Raw genomic sequence first — 12,282 nt, forward strand, 5'->3', positions numbered from 1 at the left:
CCGAGGGCCGCGATGCGAGAGCGCATGCGGCGGCGGCACACGGTCCGGCCGAAGCCGGATAGGCAACAAGCGTGAAGGGGGCATTCGGATTCATGAAAACGATTTTGAAATTTCGCTGGCTCGTCCTGATCCTATGGATCGCCGGGGCGGTCGGCCTGTTCCTGACGGCGCCGAATATGGCGGACCTGGTCCGGGACAAAGGGCAGATCAACGTACCCGACGGCTATTCCTCGACGATCGCCGCGGATTTGCTGCGGGAGATGAAGGGAGAGGGCGACGGCACGTCGGGCGAGCTCAGCTCCGTCCTCGTGTTCCACAACGATCAAGGGTTGTCGTCCGCCGATATGGACGAAGTGAAGCGCGGCGTCGACAGGCTGAAAAACGCCAAGGACAGCGCCGGCGTTACGTCGGTGACGACCCACTTCGACATGCCGGACTTGGCGAAGCAAATGGTCGCGGGCGACGGCAAAACGGTGCTCGTCCTCGTCGGGGCGGAGCAGGGCGACCGGACGCCGGCCGAGCTGCGCGAAGCGCTCTACGGCGCGGTATCCGACGTGAAAATCGACCACTATTATACCGGCAACTGGCTCATTAACGAAGACGTCGTCGAAAGCTCGCAGGAAGGGCTGAAGAAGACGGAATGGATTACCGTCGTCTTCATATTGGCCATCCTGTTCGTCGTCTTCCGTTCGGCGATCGCGCCGTTTATCCCGCTGCTGTCGGTCGGCTTGACGTATGTGGTGTCGCAGTCGGTCGTCGCTTTTTTGGTCCATTACTTGGACTTTCCGCTGTCCAACTTTACGCAAATTTTTCTCGTCGCGGTGCTGTTCGGCATCGGCACGGACTACTGCATTCTGCTGATCAGCCGGTTCAAGGAGGAATTGGCGCACCGCGGAGACAAAACCGAGGCGATTCTGGAAACGTACCGGACCGCCGGCAAAACGGTGCTCTACTCCGGTTTGGCCGTGCTCGTCGGCTTCGCCTCGATCGGGCTGTCGACGTTCGTGCTGTACCGTTCCGCCGTGGCGGTGGCGGTCGGCGTCGCGGTTCTGCTTTTGGCGCTGTACACGATCGTGCCGTTTTTCATGGCGGTGCTCGGCAAGGCGATTTTCTGGCCGGCGAAAGGCTCGCTCGAGCATAAGCCGAGCCGGCTGTGGGGCGCGGTCGGCTCGTTCTCGCTGAAGCGTCCGCTGTGGGCGCTCGTCGTGCTGGCCGTGATCATCGTGCCGTTCCTGGCCGCTTACAAAGGCTCGATCTCGTTCAACTCGCTGGACGAAATCGGCGACAAGTACAAGTCGGTCAAAGCGTTCCAAGTGATCTCCGACAGCTTCGGTCCCGGCGATTCGCTGCCTTCCACGGTCGTCCTGAAGGCCGACAAGCCGATGGATACGGCCGAAGGGCTGGCGGCGGTGGAGCAAGTGACGCGGGAGCTCGTCAAGACGGACGGCGTCAAGACGGTGCGCAGCGCCACGAGGCCGACCGGGGAGGCGATGCAGGACTTCCAGGTCGCGTCGCAGGTCGGCAAAGTCGACGACGGTCTCGGGCAAAGCACCGACGGCCTCGGCCAAATCGGCAAAGGGCTGTCCGAGGCGAGCAAGGCGCTCGGCGATAATGCGCCGAAGCTGAACGAGGCCGTACAGGGGGCCGAGCGGCTGACGGCCGGGACGAACGAGCTGAAAGCCGGCGTCGTCCGGCTCGGCGACGGGCTGAAGCGGATCGAGGCCGGCTTGCGCGACGGCTCCACCGGAGCGGGTGAGCTGCGCGCCGGGCTCGAGCAAGCCCGGTCGAGCGCGGAGCAGCTGGCCGCGTCGAGCCGCCAGCTGCTGGCGGGCTACCGCGACATCGGCGGCGGCTTGGACCGGCTGTCCAACGCGTACGGCGACGTCGCCGCGAAGCAGGAGCAGCTGGCCCAAGGGCTGACCGAGCTGGAAACGGGGCTCGGCGGTCTCGAGCAGAAGTATCCGCAGCTGAAGCAGGATCCGGATTATTTGAAGGCGATGGGCGCGGTCGGCCAGCTTCGGACCGGCGCAGCCGGCATCGCCGAAGGGCTGAAGCAGATGAACGGCCAATTGGCCGGACTCTCGCAAGGGATCGGTCAGGCGAACGCCGGCTTCGAGCAGGCGGCGGCCGGTCAGGAGGCGCTCGCGCAAGGACTCGCCCGCTTGGCGGACGGCATCGCGCAGCTGCAGGCGGGGATCGAGCAGGCCGCAGACGGCCAGGGGCAAATCGTCGCGAACGTGCCGCGGCTGAGCCAAGGGTTCGACGAGCTGGCGTCCGGCCAGGAGCAGCTCAAGAACGGCTTCGCGGAGCTGAACGCGCAGCTCGGCCAGCTGACGAGCGGTCTCGACCAAAGCGTCGGCGGCCTGGCGCAAGTGTCCGGCGGTCTGCAGACGGCGCAATCGTTCCTGAACGAGCTGTCCGAGGCGCCGAACAAGCAGCTGACGGGCTGGCATCTCCCGTCCGAAGCGCTGAAAAACGAAGCTTTCAAACAATCGCTCGACGTCTACATGTCGAAGGACCGGACAATCGTCAAGTTCGACGTCGTATTCGCCGGCAACCCGTACGATACCGAGACGCTGCAAAAGACGGACGACCTGAACGCCGCCGTCACCCGGGCGCTCAAAGGGACCGGCTACGACAATGCCGCGTTCGCGGTCGAAGGCGTGACGAGCATGAACAACGACTTGCGCAACATATCCGCGGACGATTACTCGCGCACGATGGTGCTCATGCTCATCGGCATCACCATCATCCTGATCGTCCTGTTCCGTTCGATCGTCATGCCGATTTACCTCATTTTGTCGCTGCTCGTCACGTTCTATACGTCGATGGCGATTACGGAGGTGCTGTTCGTCCGTATACTCGGCTATTCGGGCATCAGCTGGGCGGTTCCGTTCTTCGGCTTCGTCATGCTGATGGCGCTCGGCATCGACTACAGCATTTTCTTGATGGACCGGTTCAAGGAATACCGGCACTTGTCGCCGCAGGAAGCGATCTTGCTCGCGATGAAAAACATGGGCACCGTCATCATGTCCGCCGCCGTCATTCTCGGCGGCACGTTCGCGGCGATGCTGCCGTCGGGCGTCATGTCGCTGCTGCAAATCGCCACGATCGTCCTGTGCGGGCTGTTCCTGTACGCGCTCGTCATGCTGCCGCTGTTCATTCCGGTCATGGTGCGGACGTTCGGGGAAGCGAACTGGTGGCCGTTCTCGGGCGGCAAGCGCGCACCGGAACCGTCGGAAGAGAAGGTCCGCGTCCGCGTGCCGGGCGGCGCTATGGCGCATCTGCATTCCCACACCGATCGTTCCGTGTGACAAACGGGCGTTCGGGCTGGTATAATCGGATTAGACTTGGCGAAGGCCGTCATCTTCGGGTGGCGGCTTTTCGCGCGCCGTGCGCATATTTCTCGAAGGCAAGGTGGGGTATCCGTGGATTTGTTTACGTATGAGGACGCGTCCAAGCCGGCCGGAAGGCTGCTCGCCGACCGGATGCGGCCGCGGACGCTGGACGAATATTTGGGGCAGGACCATATCGTCGGTCCCGGCAAGCTGCTGAGGCGGGCGATCGAGGCCGATCAGGTCAGCTCGATTTTGCTGTATGGCCCTCCGGGGACGGGGAAGACGACGCTCGCCAACATTATCTCGAACGCGACGAACGGCGAGTTCGTCCGGCTGAACGCGGTGGACGCGTCGGTGAAGGACGTCCGCGAGGCGATCGAGCAGGCGAAGGCGAACAAGGCGATGTACGGGAAGAAAACGATCTTGTTTCTCGACGAGGTCCACCGGTTCAACACGTCCCGGCAGGACGCGTTGCTCCCCGCGGTCGAGCAGGGGATCTTGACGCTGATCGGCGCGACGACGGAGAACCCGTTCCACCACGTCAACGGCGCGCTGCTGTCGCGCTCGACGCTGTTCGAGCTGAAGCCGCTGACGCACGAGCATTCGCTTCAAGCGATGCGGCGGGCGCTCGCGGACAAGGAGCGCGGGCTCGGCTTCCTGCCGATCGAGGCGAGCGAGGAGGCGCTGCAGCATATCGCGCGGATGGCGAACGGCGACATCCGCCGGGCGCTGAACGCGCTCGAGCTGGCGGCGCTGACGACGGCGCCGGAGCCGGACGGCACGATCCGCATCACGCTCGAGGTGGCGGAGGAATCGATCCGCCGTCCGACGATCAAGGCGGACGAGTCGACGCAGTACGACGTGCTGTCCGCGTTCCACAAGAGCGTGCGCGGCTCGAGCGATGCGGCGCTGTACTGGTTTCTGTACGCGGTCGAGCGGCTCGGCATGGACCCGATGACGTTTTTGCGGCGGCTTATCGTCGCCTGCAGCGAGGATATCGGTCTTGCCAACCCGCAGGCGATGGTGCAGGCGGTGACGGCGATGGACGCGTACCATAAGATCGGCTGGCCGGAGGCGAAATACAACATCGCGCAGGCGATCCTGTTCGCCGTGGAGAGTCCGAAGTCGAACTCGATCCCGATCGCGATCGCGAACGTGATGGCGTCGTTCGAGCGGACGAAGTCGGCCGACGTGCCGATGCATTTGCGCGACACCCATTACAAGGGCGCGGAGCAGCTCGGCCACCGGGGGTACAAGTACCCGCACGACTATCCGGGGCATTACGTCGCGCAGCAGTACGTGCCGGACGCGATCCGCGGCGCCGTCTTCTTCGAGGCGTCCGAGCAGGGGATGGAGGAGAAGATGAGGGTGAACCAGCAGCTGCGGCGGAAAGCGGGGCGCGGCGAGTAGACGCGTTCGGCGTATTCGTTTGCGCATGCGTACCATTGACTTTCGCTTGCCGTTGAGGTTAAATGAATGTGAACTGTATACGTCGTTTACATTCGTTGACGAGAACAAGTACGTCCGCTTGCTTGATCCCCAGAGAGTCGGCCGCGCGCTGAAAGCCGACGTTCGAGAGGCAGACGGAAATCATCTCCGAGAAGGATGGCCGAAGGTCCAGTAAGCCGTCCCGGACTCCCTCCGTTACAAGGGACGCGTATCGTTGTACGCGACTAAGGTGCCGCGGCATGTCCGTCATTTTTCGGATGCGCCCTGCGGAACGAGGGTGGTATCGCGAGAGCAATCTCGTCCCTTTGCGGGACGGGATTTTTTTGTTTATTCCCAAGAACAGAAAGGTTGAATCCACGGTGAGAAAAGTAGACGTGAAAGAAAAGCCGAGAGCCCGGGAGCTGCGCGTCCTGGGGCAATGGAAGGAACAAGACACGTTCCGACGTTCGATCGAAAACCGCGAAGGCCGGCCGAACTTCGTCTTCTACGAAGGCCCGCCGACCGCCAACGGCAAGCCGCATATCGGGCACGTGCTCGGCCGCGTCATCAAAGACTTCATCTGCCGCTACAAGACGATGTCCGGCTACCGCGTCGTGCGCAAAGCCGGCTGGGATACGCACGGCCTGCCGGTCGAGCTGGGCGTCGAGAAGCAGCTCGGCATTTCCGGCAAGCAGGAAATCGAGAAGTACGGCGTCGCCGAATTCGTCGAGGCGTGCAAGGCGAGCGTGTTCGAATACGAGCGGCAATGGCGCGAGCTGACGGAAGCGATCGCCTATTGGACCGATATGGACCATCCGTACGTCACGCTGACGAACGATTACATCGAGAGCGTCTGGCACATCTTGTCCGACATTCACCGAAAAGGGCTGCTCTACAAAGGGCATCGCGTCAGCCCGTACTGCCCTTGCTGCCAAACGACGCTCAGCTCGCACGAGGTTGCGCAAGGCTATGAGGATGTCAAAGATTTGAGCGCCACCGTCAAGTTCCGCAGCACGACCGCGGACGAATCGTTCCTCGCCTGGACGACGACGCCGTGGACGCTTCCGGCCAACATCGCGCTTGCGGTCGGTCCCGACATCGATTACATCAAGGCGAAGCGGGGCGGAGAAGTGTACATCGTGGCCCGAAATTTGGCGGACAAGGTGCTGGGGGAAGGCTACGAAACGTTGTCCGTCCACAAAGGCGCGGATTTCGCCGGCGCTTCGTACCATCCTCCGTTCGGCTACGTGAAGCCGACCGGCAAAGGCCATGTCGTCGTCGCGGCCGATTTCGTCAGCGATACGAGCGGTACCGGCATCGTGCATATGGCTCCGGCGCACGGCGAGGACGACTACAAGACGACCCGCCAGCACGGCATCGATTTCGTCAGCGTCGTCGACTTGGCCGGCCGCTATACGGACCAGGTGACCGATTTCGCCGGCCGATTCGTCAAGGATTGCGACGTCGATATCGTGAAAAGCTTGTCCGAGCGCGGCCTGCTGTTCGCCAAGGAACGGTACGAGCACAGCTATCCGTTCTGCTGGCGCTGCAAATCGCCGCTGCTCTATTACGCGATGGAAAGCTGGTTTATCCGGACGACCGCGGTCAAGCAGCAGCTTATCGACAATAACAGCAAAATCGACTGGTACCCGTCCCACCTTCGCGAAGGACGGTTCGGCAAATTTCTCGAGGAGCTCGTCGACTGGAACATCAGCCGCAACCGGTATTGGGGAACGCCGCTCAACGTATGGATTTGCGGCGATTGCGGCTCGGAATATGCGCCGGGCAGCCGCGAGGAGCTGCAGGCGAAGTCGGTTCAGCCGCTCGACCCGAGCCTCGAGCTGCACAAGCCGTACGTCGACGGCGTGAAGCTGCGCTGCTCGTGCGGCGGAACGATGGAACGGACGTCGGAGGTGATCGACGTCTGGTTCGACAGCGGCTCGATGCCGTTCGCCCAATACCATCATCCGTTCGGCAGCGAGAACACGTTCCGCGAGCAGTACCCGGCCGACATCATCTGCGAAGGGATCGACCAGACGCGCGGCTGGTTTTTCAGCCTGCTGGCCGTCTCCACGCTGTATAACGGCCAGTCGCCGTACAAGGCGGTCGTCTCGACCGGACACGTGCTCGACGAGCAAGGGCAAAAAATGTCCAAAAGCAAAGGCAACGTCATCGATCCGTGGGACATCATCGAGCAGTTCGGCACCGACGCGTTCCGCTGGTCGCTGCTGGCCGACAGCGCGCCGTGGAACAGCAAACGGTTTTCGAAGCAGATCGTGTCCGAAGCGAAGTCGAAGGTGATCGATACGATCCATAACGCGCACGCGTTTTACGCACTGTACGCGAACATCGACGGCTACAAGCCGGAGGAGCACGCGCCACGCGTTTCCGATAACGAGCTGGACCGGTGGATTTTGTCCCGTCTGCATTCGACGCTGCGTCAGGTGGAGAAGGGGCTCGAGCAGTACGATTTCCTCAACCCGGCGAAGCAGATCGAATCGTTCGTCGAAGAGATGAGCAACTGGTATATCCGCCGCTCGCGCGACCGGTTCTGGGGAGGCGCGATGACCGCGGACAAAGTGTCCGCCTACCAGACGCTAGGCGAAGTGCTGAAGACGCTGGCGCTCATGATCGCGCCGTACGCGCCGCTCCTCGCCGAAGACTTGTACGGCAACCTGGGCGGAACGGACAGCGTCCATCTGGCCGATTATCCGAAGGCGGACGAAGCGAAGATCGACGCGCAGCTGGAGAAGGAGATGGAGACGGCCCGGCAAATCGTCGAGCTGGCGCGCACGATCCGCAACGACGCTGCGATCAAGACGCGCCAGCCGCTCTCCGAGCTGATCGTGTCGCTCGACCGCGAGTTCGACCTGACCCGGTTCGAATCGATCATCAAGGACGAGGTCAACGTCAAGCACATTCGCGTCGAGCAGGGCGACGGCGGGTTCGTCGATTTTACCCTCAAGCTGAATCTGAAGGTCGCGGGCAAAACATACGGCAAGTTCGTCGGCCCGATTCAGGCGCACCTGAAGATGATGTCCGCGGCCGAGACGAAGCGGATCGTGGACGACGGCTTCCTCGACATGACGGTGGACGGCGAGTCGCTGCACATTACGATCGACGAGCTGCTCGTCGAGAAGCAGGCGAAAACGGGATTCGCATCGGCGTCCGGCAACCGGATTACGGTCGCCCTGAATACGACGATTACGGAAGAGCTGGAGCAGGAGGGCGTCGTCCGCGAAGTGGTGCGCGCCATCCAGGACTACCGCAAAAAGCTCGACCTGCCCGTCGAGAAGCGCGTCAACCTGACGCTCGACGCGGACGATCAGCTGAAAACGGCCATCGACCGGTTCGACCGCGTGCTCCGCGACAACGTGATCGTGGCGGAAGTGCGTTTCGGCAAGGCAGACGGCATGGAGTACGTCTCGATCGGGGATAGCAGCCTCGGCTTGAAAATCGAATAGGTCATACGATGACGAGCGGCAGTATGGAATTCGGATAACCGGTTCCGGCTGCCGCTTTTTTGCGTTTCAAGCCGGGTTCGCCATCCCCGCCCATCAAATAAATCGTTGACAGCTTATTTGATAACGATTATCATTCTCATTGAAAATCAATCGAATCGTCGGTGCCGGAAGGCTCGGTACCCCTGGAGGAGTTTCGTTTATGTCGCATTCTTTTTTACGTTCGTTTCGCCATCGCGCCGCCGCCGCGTGCGCGGCGCTCGCTCTGACGACGGCCGCAGCCGGGTGCGGAGGGAGCGGGAACGCCGGACCATCGGGCGCTTCCGGCGCTTCGGCCAACGTCCCCGGCGTCGACCTGTCGCGGGTGAACAGCTATTTGGTGGCCAAGTCGACCGATTTGCAAAAAAACGCGGCCCAATTGAAGAAAACGGCGCAATCGTATTATGACGCCGCCAAATCGGTCAACTTCGACTACGACGCCCTGTGGAGCAAGCAGGCGGGCACCGTCGGCCCGCTGCTCGTCGAGGCGAAGAAGCAGTTTTTGGCGGCCAACTCCGCCTACGAGACGATGGAAGGCATCGTGGCCGGCGTCGAGGAGCTTTCCCATTACGATATCGACCTCGATGCGGGCATTCCCGCCGGCGAAGGCAGCGAGGATGTCGTCAGCTTCGACGTGAAGCTGCCGAACGGCGAGACGCTGAAGAAGCCGGGAAATTACTTCTACCTGGCCGAGCTGACGCTGTGGGGAACGAAGCCGGAATGGACCGCCCAAGGCGTCAAGCCGGATCTGGACGGCAGCGGGAAGGTCGATTTCGGCGAAGTGCTGCCGGACGCGAACGTGCTGAAGGGCGTCGCCGACGGCTTTGCCGCCATGTCGGACCATTTGCTGAAGGATGCGGGACAGTGGAAGGCGACGCTCGAGGAAAGCTTGACCGCGCTCGTCGTCATGATCCCGACGATGGACGAATATTTCCAGGCGTGGAAACAATCGCGCAGCGTCAGCGGGGACAACGCGACGAGCGCCCAATTCGTGGCGGTATCCCGGCTCCAGGACATTCGCGACATTTTATCCGGACTCGAGGTCGTGTACGCTTCCGTCCGTCCGGCCGTCGAGAAGGCCGACGCCGCGCTGGCGAAGCAAACGGGCCGGGAGCTTGACGAGCTGCTCGGCTTCGTGTCCGACCTGTACGAGAAGGAGAAGAACGGCACGGCGTTCAAAGCCGAGCAGGCGGACGCCTTGGGCGCGGACGCGCAAAACCGGGCTTCGGCGATCGCCGGGCAATTGACGCAGGCTGCAGCCAAGCTCGGCATCAAGATCCGAACGTGACGGTCGTAGGAAACCGTAAAAGGAGTCGTTTTCGAATGAGAAACTATTTGGTCTCGATGGCGGCGGCGTTCCTCCTCCTCGGAGCGCTGTCGGCTTCGGTCTTTGGCGCGGGCGACCCGGCCGCGCCGGCGGAGGCGGTCCGCTCGGTGCAGACCGATTTGAGCCGGGCGGCGGCGGGATTGGCGCTGGACGCGGAGGACGCGAAGGCCAAGCTGACGCGGGCGGAACGGACGTACCGCGGCGAGCTGGCCGGCGCCTTCGCCTCCGGCGGCGGCTCCGAAGCCGCCGCGCGGGCGAGCGAAGGGTTCGCCGCTGCGAACGAAGCGGCGAGCACCGGCAACGAGCCCGGACTGGCGGCGGCTGCCGCCGAGATTCGCACCGCGCTGCTTGCCGGAGGGTATTCGCTTGCATTGGAGTCGATCGCGCGCGGCGATGCCGGGGCGGCAGCCGGCTGGCTGCAGCTCCGCGAATACCGTCCGACAAGCCGGTTTGCTCAGCCGAATACCGACGCCTCGCTCGCCATCGACGAGTGGACGAAAGGTGCGGCGTCGGCATCCGACGCGGCCGCCCGGGTCAAGGCCGACTTGCTGGACGCGTATCAGGCGCGCCTGACGAAGGCGCTGCAGGACGCGAAGGACGCCGAGGCGAAACGCTTCGCGACGCGCCAGGCGGAGCATGCGGCTTCGGCGCGCGGCTACTTCCGCATCCTCGCACCGGCGTATGCCGAGCAGCGGGGCGATGCCGCAGCGCGCAAGGCGACGGCCGCTCTGGACGGCCTGCTCGCCGCGGCTCTCGCCGGCAAGCCGATCGGCGAACCGCTGGCCGCCGTCGAGAGCGAGCTGCGCGGCTTCCGGGCCGCCCCCCTTTCGCTGGACGAGAAGAAGCGGCTCGCCGGGCAGCTGAAGCGGTTCGCCTCGCTCGTCGCCGTCGAATACGGCCGCGGCGTCGGCGGCGGCAAAGTGCTGAAGGATTTCGAAATCGTGGAGGCGTCGTCGTTTCATACCGCCGCCTTGAACGCCTTCCAGGATTTGCGCGAGACGCTCGAGGCGTCCAACCCGTCGGCGGCCGCCGACATCGAGCGGCTGTTGAACGAGCTGAAGGCGATCCTCGACGCGGCCGCCGCGCAAACGTCGGTCGCGCCCGCTTCCGCCGTGGACGAAGCCGTCGGCAAGCTGTCCAAAGCGGTGACCGACGCGGTGCCGGCCGACTGGCTCGCGCACAGCGTCGCCGGCGATTTCGACGCCGTCTCCGCCCTGCTCGACCAGATGGAAAGCGCGGTGCAGGCAGGCCAGTACGATAGGGCCGAATCGGCCCGGCTCGAGGCGTACGCGATTATGGAGTCGGGGCCGGAGCCGCGCATCGTCGCCTTCGCGCCAAGCTTCAAGCCGATCATCGAAGGCTTGTTCTGGAACGGCGTTCAGCCGTACAAAGGATTGGCCGATCTGATCGCGCGCCGCGCCTCCTCCGAAGAGATCCGCGGCGTCCGCCTCCAGCTCGATCAGGAGCTGGCCAAGGCGCAGGAGGCGATCGGCGGAGGCCATTCGTCGCGAACGGCCGTCGCCTTCAATACGGCGACGATCGTCTTTCGCGAAGGACTTGAGGCCGTGCTCATCCTGGCGGCGCTGATGGCCGGTCTGCAGCGCGGCGAATACAGCCATATGCGCCGCCCGCTCTGGTGGGGCGCGCTCGGGGCGTTGGGAGCGACGGTGCTCACCTGGTTTCTCGCCCGCGGCGTGCTCGCTTCGCTCGCGCGATTCGGCGAGCATCTGGAAGCGATCGTCTCGCTGATCGCGGTGGCGGTGCTATTGCTCATCACCAATTGGTTTTTCCACAAAACGTATTGGACCGGCTGGCTGCAGTCGTTTCAGAAGCGGAAAGGCCGCATCGTCAAGGGCGACATCGGCCAATGGATCGGCATGGTGACGCTGGGGTTTACGAGCATTTACCGCGAAGGCTTCGAAACCGTGCTGTTCCTGCAGGCGATGGTGCTCGACGCGGGGCCGGGCGCCGTCGGCGGCGGCATCGCCCTCGGCATGACCGGCGTCGTACTCGTCGGGCTGCTGCTGTTCCTCATCCAGGTAAAGCTGCCGTACAAGAAAATGCTCGTCGTCACCGGCGTCATGATCGGCAGCGTCCTGCTGACGATGGTCGGCACGACGACGCACGTGTTCCAGGTTGTCGGCTGGCTGCCGCTGCATCCGATCCGCTCGTACGAGTTCCCGTACTGGATCAGTCTCTGGTTCGGCGTCTACGCCACTTGGGAAGGCATCGTGCTGCAAATCGCTTCCTTCGTGTTCGTCGTCGGCAGCTACTATCTCGCCCGCGGCCTGCAGCGCCGCGGCAAGCGGGAGCCGGTCCCCGCCTCGTAAGGCCGGCGCCGCCGCCGGAGCAAGCCCGATAGACCCTGCGTCAACGATTGGCAGGAAAAAGGACGGGATCCCGCACGTTACGGTGCGGGGCCCGTCCTTTTTGGCGACGAAAGCGCCCCTCGTCTCTTATACTCCGCAAGACCCGGGGAAGCCGTCATTTTGTTTTTGTTCTTCAAGCCGTTCCCGCATCTTCTCGTCTTCCGGCATATCCGCTACGATTTTGGCGGTCGGGCCCGCCTTGGGCGCCGTTTCCGTTTCGTTTCGGGCGTCGGGTTTCATTCTTCTCCATCTCCTTCCGCTATAAATGCGATGCATCTCTAGCTTCCGCCGCCGGCAGGAAGCCTATTCGGAAGGGACAA

Annotated in this window: 5 protein-coding genes and 1 other annotated feature; all 5 genes read left to right on the plus strand. The window is 63.3% G+C overall.

The genetic code is table 11. From position 1 onward, the window contains the following. Positions 1 to 92: 92 nt before the first annotated feature. The 5 genes from DLM86_RS16525 (at position 93) to DLM86_RS16545 (ending at position 11,923) form a co-directional block, all read left to right on the plus strand. A complete protein-coding gene (locus DLM86_RS16525) occupies positions 93 to 3,314 on the plus strand; it encodes an MMPL family transporter (RefSeq protein ID WP_110841159.1) in 3,222 nt (1,073 codons plus the stop codon). A gap of 114 nt (positions 3,315 to 3,428) precedes the next feature. Continuing rightward, positions 3,429 to 4,748, plus strand: coding sequence for a replication-associated recombination protein A (locus DLM86_RS16530; protein WP_211326546.1), 1,320 nt, complete (start codon positions 3,429 to 3,431; stop codon positions 4,746 to 4,748). Between the two features lie 86 nt (positions 4,749 to 4,834). Further along, positions 4,835 to 5,095: a binding site (T-box leader), on the plus strand. 51 nt (positions 5,096 to 5,146) lie between these two features. Beyond that, the gene (gene ileS / locus DLM86_RS16535; RefSeq protein WP_110841366.1) at positions 5,147 to 8,230 is read left to right on the plus strand and encodes an isoleucine--tRNA ligase; all 3,084 of its coding nucleotides are present in this window, start codon (positions 5,147 to 5,149) and stop codon (positions 8,228 to 8,230) included. A 199-nt stretch (positions 8,231 to 8,429) separates the two neighbouring features. After that, a complete protein-coding gene (locus DLM86_RS16540; RefSeq protein WP_110841160.1) occupies positions 8,430 to 9,554 on the plus strand; it encodes an imelysin family protein in 1,125 nt (374 codons plus the stop codon). Positions 9,555 to 9,589: 35 nt separating this feature from the next. Further along, positions 9,590 to 11,923, plus strand: coding sequence for an FTR1 family iron permease (locus DLM86_RS16545; protein WP_110841161.1), 2,334 nt, complete (start codon positions 9,590 to 9,592; stop codon positions 11,921 to 11,923). Positions 11,924 to 12,282: the final 359 nt, after the last annotated feature.

It is taken from the genome of Paenibacillus flagellatus, from assembly GCF_003217775.1.
Lineage (GTDB): Bacteria > Bacillota > Bacilli > Paenibacillales > NBRC-103111 > Paenibacillus_AB > Paenibacillus_AB flagellatus.

What these genes read in the sequence shown, in the direction of transcription:
- DLM86_RS16540 (WP_110841160.1), top strand. Translation starts at nt 8,430, where the DNA reads ATGTCGCATTCTTTTTTACGTTCGTTTCGCCATCGCGCCGCCGCCGCG.
- DLM86_RS16545 (WP_110841161.1), top strand. Translation starts at nt 9,590, where the DNA reads ATGAGAAACTATTTGGTCTCGATGGCGGCGGCGTTCCTCCTCCTCGGA.
- DLM86_RS16525 (WP_110841159.1), top strand. Translation starts at nt 93, where the DNA reads ATGAAAACGATTTTGAAATTTCGCTGGCTCGTCCTGATCCTATGGATC.